Consider the following 20,950-nt stretch of genomic DNA (forward strand, 5'->3'; position numbering starts at 1 on the left):
CGCAATGGTCAGTCCCGACGCTATCGGGCGCAAGAATCGCCATGCTTGTGAGCCGAGAAGGCGCACAGCATCCATACCGTCTTTTCCTGCTCCTGCAGATAGTCGGTCATCATCGAGACGGTCACTTCGTCTCCCGCTTCCGAGGCTTGGGCGAGCAACTCGCGCTCGCGACCGATCAGATACTTGTAGGTATCGAGCACATGGCCGAGAGCCTCGCCTCCGCACGATACGCCGTCGATCTCGCGGACTTTGGCGATCTTCAGGTACTCGCTGAACTTGTTCGAGGGAACGCCGCCGAGCATCAGAATACGCTCCGCGATCTGATCGACCTTTTCGGCCGTGTCGTCGTACATCTCCTCGAACTTGCTGTGCAACACGAAAAATCCGTGTCCCTGAATGTTCCAGTGAAAGCCGCGGAGATTCATGTAATGAACCTGAAAATCGGCGAGCAACTGCTGTAACGACCGAACCAGCTTACCGGCTGCGCTCTCATCGAGATGAAGATAATCCAACGTTTTCATAATGGTTATTTTTAGTTGTTAATAATTCTTTTCTTTCGTTGAGACAAAGATACGACAAGCATAAACATAAATCAAATCGATAATTTTTATATTACAATAAAATATAATTATACACAAAGAAAACCTCATCCGGCGTATGTTCGGACCATGCAAAAAAGATACCGGTCGAAGACGAGTCCTCGAGAGATTTTACGCATCGATCTCGTCAGGGGCGGCGAAATCTTTTCCAGCGATACAAGAATCGGATTCCGGTCACGATCAGGGCGGAAGACAAGCCGATATAGAAAACCGAAACGAACGAATCGGAAAACAGTCCGAAGGAGCGGGCAGCCGCTCCGAACGCAATCATCGCTCCCATCACGATCCATCCTTTGATATCGAAAAAGGAGAACGGACAACTCCGTCCTTCCTTGCTCTCGATCCGGTTCGCGTGTCTGAAATAAAGCCTTTTAAAAACAAACAGGTAGAATAGCAGAAAGACGGCAGCCGCAGCAGCCGCACCGAAAGGCCACGACGGCCCGCCACTTCTCCATGCCTCGATACCGACCCGCAGGACATTGGCTCCCGCCGTGATCCAAACGAGCCCGGCAAAAAGCAAAAGTACCCGGCTGTTCACTCTGAAAAATTTCATGATTTCCAATGATTGCGGACGACCGTTTCCGATCCGGCAAAGGTATGTCAAAAAGAATGCAAAACCGCCGGATGCACGTCAGATTCCGGTCGTCCTGTTCGCGATACGGAAACGAATTCCGGAAAAATATCCGGATTCCACACAAAAAAACATACTGATAAAGAGAGCCATACGGCTATTTTTCAAAATTGCCGTTCCCTGAGAATCCCGTACCGGTTGTAACCTAACGGGTCCCGCTGCGTTATATGTCAGAAGACCGATCGATCGTTCACGTATCTAACTTAAAAAGAAACTGTAATGAAAAAGATTCTCTTGACCCTTATGGCCGCATGCGCTGCATTTTCTTTCGCCTCGGCACAGGAAACCGGTTTCGGATTCGGTGTAAAAGCCGGCGTAAACATCTCGAACCAGACGCTGGACGACGCAGCCAAGTACAAAGCGGGTTTCACCGGCGGCGTATTCGTCGACTACCGTACCTGCAACTGGTTCGCCGTATCGGCCGACGTACTCTATTCGCGTCAAGGCAGCAAGATCAAGGACTCCGACGTCAAGCTGCGTACGGATTACCTGAACATTCCCGTTCTCGCCAATTTCTACCTGACGCGCGGCATGGCGCTGAAGGCCGGCGTTCAGCCCGGCTTCCTGCTGGCGGCCAAAGCGAAGGAAGGCGACGTCAAAGTCGATGTCAAGGAGATGTACAAGACGTTCGACTTGTCGATTCCGGTAGGTCTGTCCTACGATTTCAAGTTCGGCCTGATCCTCGATGCCCGCTACAACATCGGCGTAACGAATCTGGCTAAAGACGCAGGCTGCACGCGCAACAGCGTGTTCGCTGTCACGGCAGGCTGGCGATTCTGACCCTTTCTTCTTTTGAATGGCGTCCGGCTCTTTTCGGAAGAGCCGGACGCTTTCGTTTCCGGTAAATCATTTTTCCCGGCACGGACAAACGGAAAAATCGCTAACTTGAAACCGTAAAAACAGACGAGACATGATAACGCACAATACGGAAAAACAACGGTTCGAACGAACCGAAAACGGACTGACAGCCGTCGTCGAATACCGCCGGAACGAAGAAGAGATCGAGTTGACGCATACTTTCGTTCCTCCGGCCTTGGAAGGGCAGGGGATCGCGGCCTCTCTCACCCGGGCCGCCCTCGAATACGCGCGCGCCGAAAACCTGCGGGTCCGGCCGATCTGTTCCTATGCCAGAGCCTACATCCGCCGCCACCCCGAGTACGACGATCCGGCGCGATAGCCGGAGTCCCCGGATTACGGTCGCCCGGCCCCGGCTAAAACGTCTTCGCGCTCCTGCGAGTCGAAGAACCGGCGGAAAAAGAGCATGTGATACTCGACGGCCTCGCGCCAATAATCGTGCGTATGCCCGCCGGGCCGGACGATGTATTCGTGCGATATGTGTCTGTACAGCATCCGCTCGTGCAGCTGCCGATTGACTTCGAAAAAGTAATCCTCCGTCCCGCAGTCGATCACGATGGCCAGTTGTCCGGGCTGCAGGCTGTAATCGACAGGCCGGGCCTCCTTGGAAGCGACTTCCCGGTTACGGTCCGTGAACGGCACGACGCGATACAACTGCTCGATCACCGTATACTCGTCCCACAAGCGCGGATTTTCGGAATAGGGTCCGAGCTGCTCGCTGATCTTCCAATTGTTCGGGAAAGGCCGAATGTCGACGCCGCCGCTCATCGATCCGCACGCTCCGAAAACGTCGGGATGCCGGAACGCGAGCCACAGCGCGCCATGACCGCCCATACTGTATCCCGTGATCGCCCGTCCGCACCGCGAGCGAATCGTTCTGTAAAGAGAGTCCACACAGCCCACCAACTCCGTACTCACATAGGTTTCATACCGACTTTTCGGATCGACCGGACTGTCCCAATACCAGCTCGAGGCGCCGTCCGGACAGACGACGATCGTCCCGTACGCCGTAGCCGTGCGGGGAAGTTCGGGTTTGGTTTTACGCAGCCAGCTATCGTAACGGTTATTGTAGCCGTGCAACAGGTAAACGACCGGATAGCGGCGGGCCGGATCGGCCTCGTATCCTTCGGGAAGAATCACCAGATTCTTGACTTGCTTGTCCATCGAAGGGCTGTACACGCTGACGGTGTCTACCCGTTGAGCGCGAACCGGGGCCCAGCCCGCAAGAAGCGAAACCGTCCACACGATCCAAAGCAGGGACGAAACGCTTCGACAAAAGTTTTTGCGATATTTCATGTTTCTTGCTGTCAATCGTCCGCAAAAATAGCGAATCGAAAGATAAACGAATCGACTCGCCCGATAAAATCCTGCACGCCGTACGGTAAAAAATCGAAAGCCCATATCGAATCAAAGCCATGTTCGCAAACGGACCTCCGAGAACACGAACCGCAATAAAAACGCAGAAGTCCGCCCCGATCGGGGCGGACTTCCTGTCGAAAGGAGAATCTCATTTCCGTTTCTTCGTCCACGTATAGATCATGGCATCGCCCGGATCGACCTCCAGAACGCCCGTATAGGCTTGTGCCGGCACAACGGAACCGTCCTTGAGCACGCGGCCGACCGACTCGTCGGCATAGAACGTCAGCCTCATCGGACGCTCGTAATCGCGGTTGACGATCAGCAAATACAGTCCGCCCTTATTCTCGAGCAGCGAAACGACGGCTCCGGTCCCTTCTGTTTCAAGCACCTTGACCGGAGCGGGCAAGGCAGTCAGTCGCTTGGTACCGCGCGGAATCCGGTCGCCCGTATGACGGACAGAAATCACCTTAGCCCCTACGAATATGCCCGACAGGGCCTTCAACTCCTGATTCATCGCGCGGACACGGTCGTAGGCTACGGTGCGCTTGCCGTCCAGGCCGATCGGTCCGAACCGGTAGTCCCAGAAAGAGTCGCCCTGCGGAGTCCAATAGGTGAAATACTGTATCCCCTGCGCTCCGTAAGCCAAATCGCTGTAAACCTGAAGCCGCAACATGGCCGGGGTCGGAACAGGATAAGGACCGTGCGAGGTCGCCAGTGCGAAAGCCCAGAACGGCTTGCCCGCCTTGCGCGCTTCGTCGGAGAACTCTTCCAGATTCTCGTACCACTCCGCCTTCAGCCCGTCCCGCGTGATCGGGTAGTGGTCGAAAGTCAGAAAGGGCAGCGGCACCTGCTCGTCGAAACGGGAGACATACTCGCGATAGGATTTCACGCCCAACTGGTCGAGATGCTCCTTCGGGCCGGTCGGGAACAGGTTCAGATAGCAGAAATGCTCGTTATCCACCGCCTGAATCCGCCGCGCCCACTCTCCCAGCTCGGCGAACTCGTTGCTCCGGGGCTCGTCCCGAAGGAAATAGCCGGCCAAAGCGGAATGATTCATAAAGCGGCGCACGGTCTTCTCGGGTTCTTTTTCCAATTCAGGGCAACCGATAATCAGTTTGACACCTGCCTTTTCCGCCGCATCGAGCCCTTTGGCTACCGCATCGGCGCTCGGGAAGGAACGGAAGTTCAGCGTAAAGCCCGCATCCCGCAACTCTTCGAAACGCTCCACGGTCGCCTCATGCGCGGGAATACCGTGCCAAGCCAGAATCGGCAAATCGGCCGGCTCGATCCGTGGCTGAGCCGATACCGGGAAACAGCCTATCATGCAGGCCATGCAACCAATCCACACTTTTCTTTTCACACTCATATCCAATCGGCTACATAGATTATTCAAGCATATAAATCATCGCGTCGCCCGGCTCCACGACCATAGTTTCGTGATAAAGCGATGCCGGAACGACCGATCCGTCCTTGAGAATCCGACTCGCCGTCTCGTCCAACTCGATTTGCAGCGTCATCGGATTCTTGAAATCGCGATTCACGATCACAACGAAACGGTTATCCCCGTTACGCAATTCGGACACGACAGCCCCCGCACCCGTCGTCTCGAGCTTCTTCACTCCGGCAGGGAGCTCGGTCAGCCGAACGGTTCCTCGGGGAATCGACTCGCCCGTATGACGGACCGACACCACCTCGCAGCCGAGGAACACGCCGCTCAAAGCCTGAATCTCGGCATTCATCTGCTTGATCTTGTCGTATACGTCGGTCCGACGGCCGCTGCTCCGCTCGACGGGTGCATGATGGAAATCCCATGTCGGATTCTTCTCCGGAGTCCAGTAAGTGAAGTACTGAATTCCCTGAGCGCCATAGGCCAAATCGCTGTAGACCTGAAGTCTCAGTTGCGCCAGATCGGGAATCGGGTAGGGTTTGTGAGCCGTAGCGAGCGCAAAGGCCCAGAACGGCTTGCCCGCCTTGCGCGCCTCGTCGGAGAATATCTCCAGATTCTCGTACCACTCGGGGCGGCATGTGTCGCCTACGACCGGATAATGATCGAACGAGAGCAGTTGCAGGGGCACCTCCCGGTCGAAACGATTGACGTATTCCCGGTAACTGTCCGTCTTCAGTGTCTCGCCAGGCGCATAGTTCGGGAACAGATTCAGATAGCAATAGTGCGCGTCATCGGTCGCACGGATCCGCGCGGCCCATGCGCCCAGTTCCGCGAAGTCGTCGGCCGACGGCTCGTCGCGCAGGAAATAGCCCGCCGTCGCCGGATGATTCATGAAACGGCGAACGGTCGCCTCGGGCTCGGTTTCCAGCTCGGGACACGAAACGATCAGCCGAATGCCGACCCGCTCGGCCGTATCCAGCGCGCGGGCCATAGCCTCGGCATCGGGATACCCGGTAAACTGATGCGTGAATCCGGCATTCTTGAGCTCTTCGAAACGTTCGACCGACGTACAATCGGACGGAATGCCGTACCATGCCAAAACCGTCATTTCGCCCGCAGAGGGTAATTTCGGCCAGCATCGCACCGACTGTTCTTCTTGCGAGGGCCGGCATCCGATCAGCGCAGCCGTCAGCAAGGGAAGCAACCATAGTTTTTTCATAACGAGATTATTTGGGTTAAAAGCCTTCAAATTTAACAAAAAATCGACTTTCACGAAACCGCGCGACTGCGGGGCTTGCATGCGGGAACGTTTCTCGGCGGGAAACGGGCGGTTCCGAAACCTCCTGTCCGTGCGACGCCGGCGGCCGCTTTCCCGAATCCGCAAACAGGAAACGCGCAATACGAAGGGCCTCCGCGCCGTTCATATCGTATGATCATCAGCGCCAGCCGTCGGACGGACATTCCCGCCTTCTACGCCCCGTGGTTCCTTAACCGCCTCGGGGAAGGACACGTACTCGTTCCCAATCCGTTCAATCCGCGGTCGGTCAGCCGCGTGAGCCTCCGTCCGGACGCAGTGGATTGCATCGTCTTCTGGACGAAGAACCCCGCTCCGATGCTGCCGAGGCTCGGCAAACTGAACGGCTTCAAGTATTATTTCCAATTCACGCTGAACCCGTACGGGAAAGACATCGAGCGCAACCTTCCCTCGATCGAAGAGCGGATCGAGACATTCCGAAAACTTTCCGAAATGATCGGAAAAGAAAGAGTAGTCTGGCGTTACGACCCGATTCTGATCAACGAAACCTACGACACGCGCTTCCACCGCGAAGCTTTCGCCCGCCTCGCCCGCAAGCTGAGCAACCACACCGAACGCTGCATGCTCGGCTTCATCGACCACTACCGCCATATCCGTCCGGCCCTGGACCGGCAGGACATCCGTCCGCCGGAACGCGGCGAGATCGAATCGATGGCCGCCTCGTTCCGATGCGCGGTCGCGGACAGCCCGATCCGGTTGGAAACATGCACAGTCAAGATCGATCTGAGCCAAGCGGGCATTCCCGGCGGCCCGTGTATCGACAAAGACCTGATCGAGCGGATCGCCGGCTACCGCATCACCGCCACCAAAGACCGGAACCAGCGAAAAACCTGCCGCTGTATCGAAAGCATCGACATCGGCATGTACGACAGTTGCCCGAACGGATGCACGTATTGTTACGCTACCAGAAGCAAGGAGAACGCGGTCGCGAACAATTTCCTGCGGCACAATCCGAACTCGCCCACGATGATCGGAGAGCCGTGCGAGGACTCCGTAATCAGAGATCGGCCGGCGCACAGTCTCCGAAACGGAGAGCACTCGTTGTTCTGACCGCATTCGTCGCACAAACGGACACTCCGCCTATCCGACAAATACGCTCCCTGAACCGGCCGGACCGCGCTCAAAGACCGCAACCGGCCTATTCGACCCGAAAGCCGTAGCGGCCCGAACGGACCTCGTACACCGCATACCCGTCACGGATGCCCTCGAACGAAAGATTCTTGTCTCTGCCTGCCCGGCCGACATCGGTCGATACCGAATCGGAAGACCGGGCTCCGGGCACCCAAACGGTCGCCGTGCAGCCGACCGGAACCTGCACCGTCATTTCAAAGCGTCCGTCCGTCCTGCGCCATTCGATCGACGCCTCGCCGTAAGGAGTCGCCTTGTCGTAACGGGCGAAAGTCAGGCTATCCGGCGGCACCGGACGGAACACGATATGCCGGTAACCGGGACGAGAGGGATCGGCGTTCATACCCGCCACCCGCCGGTAGAACCACACGAGCGAGCCGCCGAACATCGGATGATTGCGGGAATTCTCGCCGTTCCACTGCTCCCAGGTCGTCGTGGCGCCCTGCTCGATCCACCAGCCGAAGCTCGGGTAGTCGCGCTTGTTCATCGCCTCGTAGGCCAGCTCGTTTAGGCCGTTGTCGCAGAGCGTCTCGAAAAAGAACTGCGTGCCGAATATGCCCGTGTCGAGATGCCCCCCGTTCGACAGGATGTCCTGCCGGAGCGAAGCGATCACCCGGTCGCGCCGATCGGCCGGAACGCCGATCCGGAGCGCGAAAACATTGCCCCCGTAAGCCCCGTAGGAGCCTTTCCGTTCGTCGTAGAACCGGTCGTGAAAGGCTTCGGCCGTTCGCGCGGCCAATTCGTCGTACCGCACGACGTCCTCCCTGCGGCCCAGCGCCTCGGCCGCACGGGCCGTCAGATCGGCGCATCGCCACAGATAGAACGTGTGCACCATCTCCGTCGGCGGAAATTCGAAAGCCGGACACCAATCGCCCAGATTCATCCACTGGCAAGGCGAGTTCATCCACATGACGCCTGTGGAATCGACCCAGCGCATCATGTAGCGTACCTGCTCCTTCATCGCATCGAAACAGCCTTCGAGCATGTCGAGATCGCCGTAATGCACATAGAATTCCCACGGCATGATGTTCATCGCGGCTCCCCATGCCACGCCGCCTCCGCAGCCCGGCTGCCAGGGCGCTCCGTTGGGCACGTACCCCGTCTCGACGTTCTGGGCGCCCCAGATGTCGCGGATCCACTTGCTGTAAAACGCCGCCGCGTCGAAATTGTGCATGACCGTCACGCAGGCCACCTGCCCGTCGCCGGTATAGGCCGACCGCTCGCGATGCGGACAGTCGCTGGCGATACAGCCGTGCATGTTGTCCGTCTGGCTTCGCCGCCATATGCGGTTGATTCGGTTGAACAAGGGGTTCGAGCATTCGAAACGGCCCGTCGACGGCACATCGGTGTAGACGGCCTCGGCCGTAATTTGCCCCGGACTCAGCTCGCCGGGCCAGCCGTCGATCTCGACCTCGCGGAACACGTACCACGTAAAGCGCGTATGATAGGATTCCGGAGCGCCGCCCCGCATCGTATAGCTGTTCGATCCGTTGGGCGACTCGCAGAGGTAGCGGATGTCGATCCGCTGTCCGGCCTCGCCCGTCACGTCGTGCAGGTGCACCCAGCCGGAAATCTCCTCGCCGAAATCGACCCGATACCGGCCTTCGCCGAGCTTCTCTATTTTCTCGGGCCGGAGAATCTCCATCACGCGGTCGGCAGGGGAGGTCTGCGCGACCAGTTTTCCGCCCGGGGCCCGGCGCGGAGCGGCCTGTTTCCACGACGAATCGTCGAAGCCCGGCGAACACCAGCCGGGTTGTTCGGCCCTCGCGTCGTAATGCTCGCCCGAATAGACCATATCGGTCAGCGGCCCTTCGGAAACCCTCCATGTCGGATCGGTCGGTATCACCTGCTGCGTCCCGTCCTCGTAGACGATATGCAGCTGGCCGAAAAACCGGGGCGTACCGTACGGCCTCACCCAGTGAATCTTCGCATTGTAAAAGCCGTTGCCCAGCATCGCGCCGATCGCGTTCTCGCCAAGGCGTATCCGATCGGTCACGTCGTAGCCGAGGTACATGACCCGATATTCCCTGAAATTGTCCTCCAGCGGAACCGCTCCCCGGTCCAGGTTCGTCCGCTTGCCGTAATTCGTCTGATTGGGGACGAGCACGTCGTCGCCGACTTTCTCCCCGTTCATGTACAATTCGAAATAACCGAGTCCCGTCCCGTAAAAACGGGCCGAAGCCACCGGCTTATCCGCACGGAATGCCTTGCGCAGCAGCGGGGCGCGCGGCGGAACGTCCCCGCCGGTATCCGCCAGCGGCTCGTCGCCCTGCCACGGAGCTCCGATCCACTGACACTGCCAGTCGGACTCGTCGAGCAGTCCCATATGCCATACGGCCGGCTCGCTCCACTCGGAAACGCGGCCGCGATCGTCCCAGACGCGGACCTGCCACCAGCAGCTCTCGCACGAGCGCAAGGGACGGCCGCCGTAGGGAATCAGGATCGAACGGTCGTCCTTCACCTTGCGGCTGTCCCACAGATCGGCCTCGCCGGACAGCAATTTCTCCTCGGACGACGCCACCCGGATTTGCCAAGCCTTTTGGCTCGCCCCCCGGCGATCGGATACCGCTTCGTTGATCCACGACAGCCGCGGGTGCTCGGCATCCACGACCGACGGATCGGTCCTGTATTCGCATGTCAGCTTGCGCGGAACGATATCCGCGCCCGTGGCGGCGGCCGTCGCCGGAATCGCCCACAGCAGGCAAGCCGCTCCGGCCAACAGCCGGAAAATCATTTTTCGGTCGTTCATTCGTTCAAGTCGGATTATAAGTGAAACCTGCCGGGATTCTTCACACCCAAGCCCCGGTTCACAAATATAATATTTCCGGCGGATTTATCCGACTCGATTCCCTATCTGTTTTTCCGGGCGCAAGTGCGAGAAACGGATATCTCATTCGGCGAGGGCATCATTTTTTGTCGACCCTAATTAGCGACCGTCCATGTCGAGGTATTTTTTGAAGGGTTATTGTTGCAATAAGCATACGGACTGACCAAATAGTCTTTCTCAATTAACGGGCCCGTCATTCGATTGTGGAATAATATTCATCCGTAACCGGATCGAATATTATAATATCTATGTCGAATCAGCCAAAGTTTCACTTTGCGAAAAAATAATAGAAAGAGCAAGTGATTTCTCACTTGCTCTTTTTGAGGATAAGTTATTCGCCCATCTTAATCAGTCGATCAAGCAAAGGAATCCATATGTTATGATTCTTATCCCAAAATTCTAAACATTCTTGTTCACTACCTAAAAAAGAGTAAAAACGATGTCTAATGGAATCAATGCGTCTCTCCTGAAATAAAACTTCAGCTCTACCATGTTCCAGTAGATCCCACAAAATGACATAGAGAGGACCATACATATGGTCCATATCAGGAAAATACATAGCAGTAGTATCCAAAGGGAACACATCCTGATAGAATTGATGTCGAGTAAAGTCTTCTTTTCGAATGATAACTTCTAAAGATTCGTCGTCAATAATCTTCGTATCTTTTGAATAATTATCCCGGGAAAACGTCCAATGAGGCACATTGTCATCAATGGTTGTCAAGCAGATCATTTGATATTTTCCTTCAGCATAAGAATTCTTGCGATGTTTTAAACATTGACAACTGACATTGTACAAAGCTATTGACAATAATGTATAGGTTATTAGGCCCTTTTTAATACGACTTTTCATAATCGTAATTGTTAAAAAATTTACTTCTGGTTGTCCCTTGAATAATAAAACGACTATCTTCTATTCCCCGTTGATAAAACTCTCTGAGGGGCAAACCATGTTCATGACGAATCATATCCTCAATGGGCAACTCTCGGAATGCTATAACTTTATTCACAGTCGAATTTATAAGAACTCCATACCCCAACTGTTCAAACGTCCAACTTGGCTATTTTTAACTATATACCGAAATAACCAACCCGGATTTTCAATAATGGTTGTAAAAGATTCTTTCTCTTTAGGTATGGTTACCATATTATGATATTTGAATATTTCATCGTAAATCATCTCATCACCATCTTGAATCTCAACGAGGAAGGTTATGTCTTTAAACCAAAAATATCCATAATATTTCGATAAATCAAAATTCATATCCGGTAAAGCTGCCTGTTGTAAATAAACGAGGCTGTCTTCATTTTTTTAACAACCATTTCAACCACATCCCAGTTTATAATGCTCTTTGCAGATTTTTCTCTGATATTATTCTGAGCATTTATTTTTAATAGTATCTGCTACTATTTTTATAACTCTATCGATTTTTTGTTTTTATCTCCATATCAGCAAGATCAACACAAGAAGCTTTTGATGGAATCAGGTTAAATGCAGATAAATATCAAGGAAACATTTCAAAATGAGAGAGCCAATTTAATTAACCAGCAGGTAAGCTCCTATTGACTTTAAATTATGGAATCGAAAATTTATAGACAAATCTCCGAGCTTTTCAAATTTTTCGTCGGTAAATCCGGTAAATACTGCATTCGCACCTTGCTGCCCGGCGCATCATAAAAAAGCGCATGGGAAATTCTCCTCGTTCCCATGCGCTCCCGTTTCTCTCGTTCCGGCTACCAACGTTCTCCGTCGGGATCGGGACGGGAAGGCAGTCCGTCCTGAAAACGGATCGAAGCGTGCGACCCGTCGCAGAAAGGCTTGTTCGACGACCGGCCGCAACGGCACAGCGTAACCCGGTTCCGCACTTCGTAGGTAAATCCGTCCTCGCGACTGAACGGAATGCCGCCCCGAACCCAGAGCGGACCGCTGCTGCCCTGCTGAGGATCCTCGATCAAGCCGAGCGACGGCTCGAAATGCGGTTCGTGAGGCTCCTGTCCGCCGGTCCACGCCGACAACCGGCCGGCAGGGCAATGGTCAGCCTCGCGAACCGTCAGGTCGCGAGCCTGCTTCCCTTCCATGCCGACCAAATTCCACACTTGTCCTTTCGCATCGCAAAACCGGGCGAAGGCGCAATACGCGCGATTGTCCGTCAAGGCGACTTCCGGCCCTTCGTACCGCTCGGCTCCGTCGAGCAGCGGTTCTTCGGAAGCCGTCAGCGAAGGATCCCAGTCGGCTCGCACGTGCGAGCCGTCGCAATAAGGCTTGTCGCCGGAATGGCCGCAACGACACAGCGCCGTAGGCTCGGACTCGGTGGAATACTTTTCTCCGGCCTGAAAATACCAAATCTCACCGTCCCGGTTCGGAAGCATGAACTGCTGCCGCAAAGGCGGATGTCCGAACACGAGGTAAGGCCCGCCGGCCGTAATCGTCATATGAAAGCGCTCGGGAGCCGCTTCGCTCCCGGGCTCGACCATCAGATTTTTCATATTCTACCCGTTTAAATCAATACACACCTTTCCCGAACGAGCAAGAATTATACCCGACGGGCCGCCTTGGGATAGAACACCCTCTTTTCGGAAAGCAGAAACAGCGCGGCTACCGCCGACGCCAGAAAATCCGCGAACGGAATACTGAGCCAAACGCCCGTCAGGCCGAACCAGCGGGAAAAGAAATAAAGGGCCGGTATCAAGAAAATCACCTGCCGGGAGAGCCCCATGAAAATCGCTTTCCAAGCCTTGCTGATGGACTGGAAAAAAGTAGAGACCACGATCTGGAACCCGACGACCGGCAGCATGACATATGCAAGCCGAAGCCCCCGGGCCGAAATATCAATCAATCCGGGATCGGTCGTGAAAGCGCGGACGAGGAGTCGCGGCATCAGCTCGCAGGCCACGAAGCCGACCACCATGATCAGCGTAGCGATCCGGATCGTCAACTTGAGCACGTCTTTCATACGCTTGAGCTTCTGGGCTCCGTAATTGAATCCGACGATCGGCTGCATGCCCTGACAGAGTCCCATGGCGGTCATAACGATCAGAATGCCGTAGCTGTTGATGATTCCGAAAGCGCCGATCGCCAGATCGCCTCCCTCGCGGACCAGCTGATTGTTCATGATGACATTGACGATACTCGCCGCCAGATTCATCAGGAAAGGAGCCATGCCGATCGACACGATATTGCGGATGATTCTCTTTTTCGGGACCCAGCAGTCGCGGCGGAAATGTACCGGATGCTTCGGATTGAAGAAATGGCTCAGCACGAACAACGAGCTGACGAACATCGAAATGACCGTCGCGACGGCCGCCCCCCTGATCTCCATGCCGAACCCGAAGATAAACAGCGGATCGAGCAGGATATTCAGCCCCACGCCGATCAGAATGGTATACATCGACTTGCTGGGATACCCGCTCGCGCGCATGATGTTGCTGAAGCTGTAGCTCAGATTCGACAGCACGCTGCCGGGAATTACGATCCGCAAATAGTCCTTGGCATAGGGAATCGTCTGGTCGCTGCCCCCGAAAGCGCGCAGAATATCGTCCAGATACAGCATCGAGCAGGTGATCAGTACCGCCGAGAGCAGAAACGTCAGCACGAAAGCATTGCCCAGAATATTACGAGCCCATTTTATATCCCTCATTCCCAGCACGATCGATATGCGAGCCGCCGAACCGACTCCGATCAGCGTACCGATAGCCGTTACGAGCGCCGTCAGCGGGAAAGTCAGCGCCAGCCCCGAAATGGCCAGCGGCCCTACGCCCTGTCCGATGAAAATCCGGTCCACGATGTTGTACAGCGACATCATGACCATCCCGATGATCGACGGAATCGAGTATTCGAGCAGCAACCGCCCCACGCGCTCCGTGCCCAACCGGGCCGTCGCTCCATCCAATTGCTTCGCCATATTACGATCGTTTAACGTCCGTTCGAGAACAAGGCCGACCGAGGAATCGCACCGGCCAATACGGAGATTGCAAAGATACCGAAAATCCGAAAAAAACAGAGACGGGCGGCGGAAAAACTCGCAACCGTTTGTTCCTCCGGCGGCCAAGGTACGGTTACGGACCGGACTTGGCCGTAGACAAGCGACGGAACAAAACGGAAATTTCGCAAGCCGCGAGGAATCGATTATCTTTGCCCCGAACCGACAAAACTATGAACGCGAAAACCAAAGGATACATTCTCGGAGCGGTGGCCGCTGCCACCTACGGCATGAACCCGCTGTTCGCCCTTCCGCTGTACGAAAACGGAATGGACACGGATTCCGTCCTGCTGTTCAGATACCTGTTCGCGCTTCCGCTGCTGGGCGTCATGCTCAAGGCCAGAGGCCGCGACTTCAGGCTGCAGCGCCGGGAGATCCTGCCGCTGATCGTGCTGGGCCTGCTGGTCGCCGTTTCCTCCCTGACCCTGTTCCAGAGCTATCACTACATGGATGCCGGCATCGCATCGACCTTGCTGTTCGTCTATCCGATCCTCGTGGCGCTGATCATGGCGGTCGCTTTCAAGGAGAAAGTGACGCTGCAAACCGCATTGTGCATCTTACTGGCGCTCTGCGGCATCGGATTGCTCTACCGGAACGGAGACGGATCGACGCTGAACCTGACCGGAACGATCATGGTATTCGCATCGGCCCTCTCGTACGCTCTTTATATCGTCGGAATCAACCGGACGGTCCTGAAGAACGTGGCAACGCTCAAAGTCACGTTCTACATCCTGCTGTCCGGACTGACGCTGTTTTTCGTCCGTCTGGATTTCGGCGAACACATAACCGTCCCGGACCGATGGTACTTGTGGGGAAATCTGCTCGCTCTGGCGATCTTCCCGACGGCCATCTCGTTCCTATGTACGACCGGCGCCATTCAATACATCGGATCGACTCCGACAGCCATTCTCGGGGCGCTGGAGCCCGTCACGGCCGTCTTTTTCGGAGTCGCCGTCTTCGGCGAACCGCTGACGCCGAGAATCGGCTGCGGCATAGCGATGATCATTCTGGCCGTCACCCTCATCATCGCCGGCGGCAACATAACGACCTACATGATACGCTTTCGGAAACTGTTCCCGAAACTCCCGATCCGAAAACCGTAACAAGCCTCCGCAGCCGAGCATTCCTCTCCGTACCCGTTCGTCATGGTCCCCGCGCGACGTGCGCCTTCACACGAGGCTCATCGACGCCCGAATACAGGAGCGCTGTTCAGGACTTTTGAAGCGACCGATTTCCCGACGGATTTTTCGCCCGACGGCATGGCAGGCGATCACGGACAAGCGCATGAGCCGCTAAATCAACCTCCCCCGCGAAGGCATGTTTTCGCTCCCGCACCGGCAATAAGGCGCGAGCCTGTCGATGACGGACCGACGCTCACATCCCGCGCGGCATCTTCACGAAATTTCGCAATATATACCCGTCACAAAGAAAGGAGGCCGATACATTTCGGAACTCAGCATGAAGCCGGCGAATCCGGAAGTGGGGATACCGGACATATTCGGCGGTTCCTTTTCTCTCGTTCCCCTTTTCGCGCCGGCCCTATGAAAACCGGACGAGCCGGCCGTTAAGAATTTTTCTACATTTTTTAACTTTGCATCGTCTTTTACAGACGCGCGTCACTATGTCCGGATATGCCAATATACTGCCGATATTGCAAACGATGGCGGCCGTCATCTGTCTGGGCGGCGCGCTCCTGCTCCTTCTGCGCGGGAGAGACAGCCGTTCCCGGCGCATGCTGGCAGCCGTTATGTCGATATGGGGACTTATCTATGCGACGCGCGTCGCAGGGACGCTCATGGGAAATTCGGACCTGAATTTCACGAATACCGATGCGGCGGACACCCTCGTACTGGTAGCCGGCAACTTTTTCCTGATCGTTCTGCTGCTCTATCCTTTGGAGGTGGTACGCCCGGGATGGCTCAGTCTGAAACGGGCGGGAATGCTGCTGCTTCCTTATGCCGCACTGTCGCTGCTCTATTACGCCGGCCTGCATCTGCTCGGCCAAGAGCCGCGGATGCTGCGCGATACGGGCCAGTTCATGGAACATATAGGTGAGTTCAACGTCTGGTACCGTCTGCTGATGATCGCATCCATCGTGCTATATCTCGCGTTCCTGTTCCGGCTGACGTGGCGCTACAAGGAGGTCTACCGGCAATGGTGCCGCGACAACTATTCCGACGACAAGGACATGGATATTTCGTGGCTGCGCCGTTACGGCATCGGCGTGATGCTGATCGGCGTAGCCTATTTCTGGCTGCTTTTCGACGGGAGCACCTATTGCCTTATCGTACATAACCTCACGGTACAGTGTTTCTTCTGCTACACCCTCTACAAAGGACTCTTCCACGACAATCCCTACACGGAGGATTTCTTCCGTCACACGCTGGACGAGACGGACGCACGCCGGGAGGCAGAGCTTCGGGAAGAACGGCTGTCGGCCGACCATGCCGATTCCCCCGGGGACGAAAGCATATTCCTCAGAAAACTGCCCGCGTATCGCGACCAAGTGACCCGTTGGATGGCGGAGAAAAAACCCTACCTGAACGGGAATTTCAAGCTTATGGATGTATCGGAGGTACTGCCGCTGAACCGCACTTACCTTTCCCGAGTATTCAACGACGGTTTCGGGGATAGCTTCAGCAGCGTAGTGCGCGGTTACCGCATGCGCGAGGCGGAGGAGATGCTCGTCAGCCACAGGGATATCCCCGTGGGACAGGTCGGCGAGCTATGCGGCTTCTCGTCCCCTTCGGTTTTCCACCGCGCTTTCGTACAGAGTCACGGCGGCCTTACTCCGAACCGCTATCGCAGACAATCGACCCAGGAGTAATCCTCTCGCCGGCTCCGCATCCTGCAAGAGCCCTTTCCACGCTTCTTTTTTACGAATTGCAAAGTTAATTTCACGAAACGGCAACGATCCGACCGCAATTTCCCGGCATTTTTGTGTGCTAAAGTTTCTTTCCGTTCTCCGAATATTTATCCGGACCCGACGGAGTAGGAGAAAACAAACGTAAGAACCGCCCTTCCTTTCCGTCCCGACAGGAACACGATTGGAATTTGCATTGGCAAAAACGTTGGTTAAAACGTTGATTTATAATTACGAAGGTACGAAAAAAAAAGGGAATTTACCAACATTCGTAAAAAAAAGCCGCTAATCAACAGTTTGGCTGCACCTTATTTTGCAGGAATTCTGTTTCATACTTCCGTATTTATCGCTCAACCGTTTTAACCAACGAATAATCAGGCTATCCGCCGCGCCGTTCGGCGCGGCCGCAGGTCGCCGTATCAGAACGCCCTGCGGGCAACCGGCCGATTATCAGTTTCGTATGAGTTGAACGTATGATGAATATGAAGCGTTGTGCTGTTCTTTTATACCTGATTTTTCTTTACGGCGCACACGTACAGGCCCGCTCTGCCGCAGATCCGGTACGGATCTATTTCCGCCATGGCTATTCCGTACTGGACCTGTCGCTGCGCGATAACCGCCGGACTCTCGACGACCTTGTCGGACGGCTGAAGGCTTATGCGTCCGATACCCTTCGGAAGCTTATCGTATTTTCGGTAGAAGGCAATGCCTCTCCGGACGGGATGAACGAAGCTAACCTACGCTTGAGCCGCCGGCGCACGGAGAGCGTGCTGGTCTATATTCGTTCGCGCGTATCGTTTCCCGATTCGCTGATCGTCACGACTGCCGAGGGCGTGGACTGGGACGGTCTGGCCGCTTCGGTGGAGTCCGACCCTTCCGTTCCGGATCGGGACGAAGTGCTGAACATTTTGCAGAATACGCCCGTATGGATTTATGACAAGCAGGGACGCATCGTCGACGGACGCAAGAAACAACTCATGGAATTATGCGGCGGAAAGATTTATCGCCTATTGCAGGAGCGTTTCTTCGCAGAGCTTCGCAACTGCACGATCGAATTGCATTACAAAACAGGGAATGCTCCCGGCCAGGAGATAGCTCGGGTCCACGATTCCATGCCGCATCCCGCAGCGTCCATACAAGACCGGCCCCGGACGGATGAAGCCGGTCGTACTACTCCGAACGAACAGCATCCGAAGCAGGCTCCCGGACAGATTGCGGAACAAGTTCCCGGAACGGCTTCCGTCTCCGCACGGCATGAGCCTCTGTACCGCTTGGCGATCAAAACCAACCTGTTATACGACGCGGTAGGGATGCCCTCGCTGGAAGCGGAATACCGCATCGACGACCGCTGGAGCGTGAACCTCGAAGGCGAGGTGGCCTGGTGGTCGAAAAAGCCGAGGCACAGATACTATCAGATCGCTACGATCAGCCCCGAAGCGCGATACTGGTTCAAAACCAGACAGCCGTGGCACGGCCACTACCTGGGAGTTTTCGTGGGCGGAAGCTGGTACGACCTGGAGAACGGCGCCCGTGGCTACAAGGGCGATTTCTGGATGGTCGGGCTCAGCTACGGCTACATGTTTCCCCTTGGCCGCCGCCTCTCCCTGGAGACGGGACTCGGCATAGGCTTCCTGCACACGAAGTACGAAGAGTATCTGCCCATCGACGGGCACTATGTCTATCAGCAGACCAGCCGGACGAACTGGCTGGGCCCCGTCAAGCTCAAATTCGCCTTTGTCTGGCGGCTCTGGGACGCGAACCGGAAAGGAGGTGCGCGATGAACAGGAGATACGGCGGAATATTCCTTTGTCTGTGCGGCGTATCGTTACTGCTGTGCGGTTGCCGCAAGGAACTGTGCTACGACCACGACATGCACGGGCTGAACGTGCGCGTCGTCGTGCAGCCTGAATGGGAGTGCGTTTGGGAGCGCGATCACGGCATGAACTGGGACGACAACTGGGCGGAAGAAAGATTCGGCTGCGGATATGAAGACCTCTGTCCCGATCCGGCTACGGGAATCGCGGCTTTCGTCTATGACGGGGACGGATCGCGTACCGAGCGCCACCTGTCGGCCGAAGGAGGCGAGCTGCCGATGAGCGAGGGGAGGAAATCGATCCTGCTGCACAATGACGATACCCGCTTTATCGTCTTCAGCGACATGAACTCATGGGCTTCGGCCTCGGCTACCACGCGTACCCGCACCCGTTCCACTTACAGCGAAACGCACGGGGACGAGCGCACGGTCAACGCCCCCGATATGCTTTACGGCGAATGGATCGAGAGGTACGAAGCGAAACCGACGGAAGAACCCGTGACGCTCCCGGCGAAACTGCAACCGCTGGTCTATACCTACCTGATCCGCTACGAGTTCGCTCAGGGGCTGGAACATGTGGCGCTGGCACGGGGCGCGCTCTCGGGCATGGCCGAATCGGTCTATCTGCAGGACGGACGCACAGGCGACGAAACCGCGACAGTCCTTTTCGAGGGCGAGCTGAAGAAATTCGGGGTCGAGGCGCGTGTCGCCTCGTTCGGAGCACCGGGCTACACGCCGGACGCACCCATGCAGCGGCCGGACAATCGCTACGGACTGAACTTGGAAGTGATACTCGGCAATGGCAAGCTCAAGAGCTTCGAGTTCGACGTAACGGAGCAGGTAGCCGCACAGCCTCGCGGAGGCGTGATTACGGTCGCCGGGCTCGCGGTCACGGACGACGAGGCCGGAGGCGATGCCGGTTTCGAGGTGGAAGTAGACGGCTGGGGCCCGTACGAGGACATCGAGTTGCCGCTCGATTGAAAGCGAGCGTAGATCGGGAAATACACGCGAACAATCATGTAAAACCATTTTAAACAACGAAAAGATGAAAAAAAGTTTTCTTTTACTCGCCGGAGTCGCAGCGGCTCTGGCAAGTTGCAGCAAGACCGAGACGACAGACCGGCCGCAGGGCTCGGCTATCGGCTTCGCAGGAGCATGGATCGGCCATACCGTGGAATCGAAGGCCCAGAACGACGCGAACATTACCACCGAGGGAATCGACCATTTCTTCGTATTCGGCGGATACGAAGGCTTCAACAACGTATTCGGAACGGCGGAGGCCGGAGAGCAAGCGATCGGAACGAAAGTAACGAAGGCCGCAGACTCTTGGACTTATTCTCCCGTAAGATACTGGGTGGAGGATAAAACCTACGACTTTGCCGCCTATTCCCCGGATTTGACAGGCGTTGCCACCGTAGCTGCGGACGTAGCCAACAAAGCGATCTCGTTCACGAATTTCGTATCGGACAAGGACCGTCAGCATGACCTAATCTACGCTCACGTATCGAATGCGACGCATGAACGAAAGGTGCAGTTCTCCTTCAGCCATGCGCTTTCCATGATCCGTTTTACTTTCAAAAGCGCTTTCGGAAAGAACACGACCCTGCATATCAAGGACTTCAAATTCTACGGCATGAGCTTGCAGGGTAACTATTCCTACCAAACGAACGAAATGGAAATGGATTGGAACGGTCATACCAACGTAGCTACCGACGGCACGGCATTCACAAACAGCGAGCTGGAGATTCCGGGAACCGAAGGAAATGTTACGGACGACTACCTCGTCATCCCGCAAAGCGTGCCTGCTCAGACTATGACCGTATCCTTCACGGCCGAAATCTGGACAAACGGCGCCGAAGCGGCAACGAAAAGCAAGCCCGTCAGCGTTCGGTTACAGACTTTGGAAAACGGCTGGACTGCCGGGCAGTGCTATAACTATACCGTAACGATCGACGGGGAGAATCTGGAAATGAAGCCGATCGAGTTCGGCGATCCGACCGTAACGGAATGGCCGGACGAGCCGACCGACATACCGGTCGAGATTCCGATGTAAACAGGAATTCAGGTCTATCCGACGATACGGTCGGAAAACATCGTAACGGGTCGGGCGGGGTTGAACCGATCGGTAAGCCCGGCGGAAACGATATGACAGCATATCGCTTCCGCCGGGTATCGGGGAGAAAGGCCGGAAGC

The 20,950-nt window shown here is 55.7% G+C and carries 18 protein-coding genes; 8 read left to right on the plus strand and 10 right to left on the minus strand.

Annotated features, from left to right (window positions below):
* Positions 1 to 20 precede the first annotated feature (20 nt).
* Both NQ491_RS02050 and NQ491_RS02055 read right to left on the minus strand, forming a co-directional pair.
* The gene (locus NQ491_RS02050) at positions 21 to 521 is read right to left on the minus strand and encodes a Dps family protein (RefSeq protein WP_019245010.1); all 501 of its coding nucleotides are present in this window, start codon (positions 519 to 521) and stop codon (positions 21 to 23) included.
* 205 nt (positions 522 to 726) lie between these two features.
* Positions 727 to 1,152, minus strand: a complete 426-nt coding sequence (locus NQ491_RS02055; protein ID WP_019245009.1) for a hypothetical protein — start codon at positions 1,150 to 1,152, stop codon at positions 727 to 729.
* Positions 1,153 to 1,449: 297 nt separating this feature from the next.
* Between NQ491_RS02055 and NQ491_RS02060 the strand changes: the two genes are divergently transcribed.
* On the plus strand, positions 1,450 to 2,010 hold the full coding sequence (locus tag NQ491_RS02060) for a porin family protein (RefSeq protein ID WP_019245008.1): 561 nt from the start codon (positions 1,450 to 1,452) through the stop codon (positions 2,008 to 2,010).
* Between the two features lie 130 nt (positions 2,011 to 2,140).
* Positions 2,141 to 2,407 (plus strand): GNAT family N-acetyltransferase, encoded by a 267-nt coding sequence (locus tag NQ491_RS02065; protein ID WP_019245007.1) that lies wholly within the window; start codon positions 2,141 to 2,143, stop codon positions 2,405 to 2,407.
* Positions 2,408 to 2,421: 14 nt separating this feature from the next.
* On the opposite strand, the gene NQ491_RS02070 is transcribed toward NQ491_RS02065, so the two are convergent.
* The 3 genes from NQ491_RS02070 to NQ491_RS02080 form a co-directional block, all read right to left on the minus strand.
* Positions 2,422 to 3,381, minus strand: coding sequence for an alpha/beta hydrolase (locus NQ491_RS02070; RefSeq protein ID WP_019245006.1), 960 nt, complete (start codon positions 3,379 to 3,381; stop codon positions 2,422 to 2,424).
* 211 nt (positions 3,382 to 3,592) lie between these two features.
* Positions 3,593 to 4,810 (minus strand): beta-galactosidase, encoded by a 1,218-nt coding sequence (locus NQ491_RS02075; RefSeq protein WP_034282602.1) that lies wholly within the window; start codon positions 4,808 to 4,810, stop codon positions 3,593 to 3,595.
* A 19-nt stretch (positions 4,811 to 4,829) separates the two neighbouring features.
* Positions 4,830 to 6,050: a beta-galactosidase gene (locus NQ491_RS02080; protein ID WP_026089507.1), complete on the minus strand. Its 1,221-nt coding sequence runs from the start codon at positions 6,048 to 6,050 to the stop codon at positions 4,830 to 4,832.
* 210 nt (positions 6,051 to 6,260) lie between these two features.
* Between NQ491_RS02080 and NQ491_RS02085 the strand changes: the two genes are divergently transcribed.
* Positions 6,261 to 7,196 (plus strand): DUF1848 domain-containing protein, encoded by a 936-nt coding sequence (locus NQ491_RS02085; protein ID WP_019245002.1) that lies wholly within the window; start codon positions 6,261 to 6,263, stop codon positions 7,194 to 7,196.
* 88 nt (positions 7,197 to 7,284) lie between these two features.
* On the opposite strand, the gene NQ491_RS02090 is transcribed toward NQ491_RS02085, so the two are convergent.
* The 5 genes from NQ491_RS02090 to NQ491_RS02110 all read right to left on the minus strand — a co-directional run bounded on the left by NQ491_RS02090 (position 7,285) and on the right by NQ491_RS02110 (position 14,003).
* The gene (locus NQ491_RS02090) at positions 7,285 to 10,023 is read right to left on the minus strand and encodes a family 78 glycoside hydrolase catalytic domain (RefSeq protein WP_019245001.1); all 2,739 of its coding nucleotides are present in this window, start codon (positions 10,021 to 10,023) and stop codon (positions 7,285 to 7,287) included.
* 409 nt (positions 10,024 to 10,432) lie between these two features.
* Positions 10,433 to 10,954, minus strand: a complete 522-nt coding sequence (locus tag NQ491_RS02095; RefSeq protein WP_147524856.1) for a hypothetical protein — start codon at positions 10,952 to 10,954, stop codon at positions 10,433 to 10,435.
* Between the two features lie 165 nt (positions 10,955 to 11,119).
* On the minus strand, positions 11,120 to 11,365 hold the full coding sequence (locus NQ491_RS02100; protein ID WP_019244999.1) for a hypothetical protein: 246 nt from the start codon (positions 11,363 to 11,365) through the stop codon (positions 11,120 to 11,122).
* A 470-nt stretch (positions 11,366 to 11,835) separates the two neighbouring features.
* Positions 11,836 to 12,588 carry a CDGSH iron-sulfur domain-containing protein gene (locus NQ491_RS02105; protein WP_019244998.1) on the minus strand — a complete coding sequence of 251 codons (753 nt, stop codon included), beginning with the start codon at positions 12,586 to 12,588 and terminating at the stop codon, positions 11,836 to 11,838.
* A gap of 47 nt (positions 12,589 to 12,635) precedes the next feature.
* A complete protein-coding gene (locus tag NQ491_RS02110) occupies positions 12,636 to 14,003 on the minus strand; it encodes an MATE family efflux transporter (protein ID WP_019244997.1) in 1,368 nt (455 codons plus the stop codon).
* Positions 14,004 to 14,254: 251 nt separating this feature from the next.
* Here NQ491_RS02110 and NQ491_RS02115 point away from each other — a divergent pair, with 251 nt between their 5' ends.
* The 5 genes from NQ491_RS02115 to NQ491_RS02135 all read left to right on the plus strand — a co-directional run bounded on the left by NQ491_RS02115 (position 14,255) and on the right by NQ491_RS02135 (position 20,810).
* Complete coding sequence (locus NQ491_RS02115; protein ID WP_019244996.1) at positions 14,255 to 15,184, plus strand: DMT family transporter; 930 nt, start codon at positions 14,255 to 14,257, stop codon at positions 15,182 to 15,184.
* A 557-nt stretch (positions 15,185 to 15,741) separates the two neighbouring features.
* The gene (locus NQ491_RS02120; protein ID WP_232423179.1) at positions 15,742 to 16,908 is read left to right on the plus strand and encodes an AraC family transcriptional regulator; all 1,167 of its coding nucleotides are present in this window, start codon (positions 15,742 to 15,744) and stop codon (positions 16,906 to 16,908) included.
* Between the two features lie 518 nt (positions 16,909 to 17,426).
* A complete protein-coding gene (locus tag NQ491_RS02125; protein ID WP_315968571.1) occupies positions 17,427 to 18,725 on the plus strand; it encodes a DUF3575 domain-containing protein in 1,299 nt (432 codons plus the stop codon).
* On the plus strand, positions 18,722 to 19,738 hold the full coding sequence (locus tag NQ491_RS02130; protein ID WP_019244993.1) for a DUF5119 domain-containing protein: 1,017 nt from the start codon (positions 18,722 to 18,724) through the stop codon (positions 19,736 to 19,738). The genes NQ491_RS02125 and NQ491_RS02130 overlap by 4 nt, the downstream gene beginning before the upstream one ends.
* Before the next feature lie 64 nt (positions 19,739 to 19,802).
* Positions 19,803 to 20,810 carry a fimbrillin family protein gene (locus NQ491_RS02135; RefSeq protein ID WP_019244992.1) on the plus strand — a complete coding sequence of 336 codons (1,008 nt, stop codon included), beginning with the start codon at positions 19,803 to 19,805 and terminating at the stop codon, positions 20,808 to 20,810.
* Positions 20,811 to 20,950 lie beyond the last annotated feature (140 nt).

This window comes from Alistipes ihumii AP11, assembly GCF_025144665.1.
Classification (GTDB): Bacteria; Bacteroidota; Bacteroidia; order Bacteroidales; family Rikenellaceae; genus Alistipes_A; species Alistipes_A ihumii.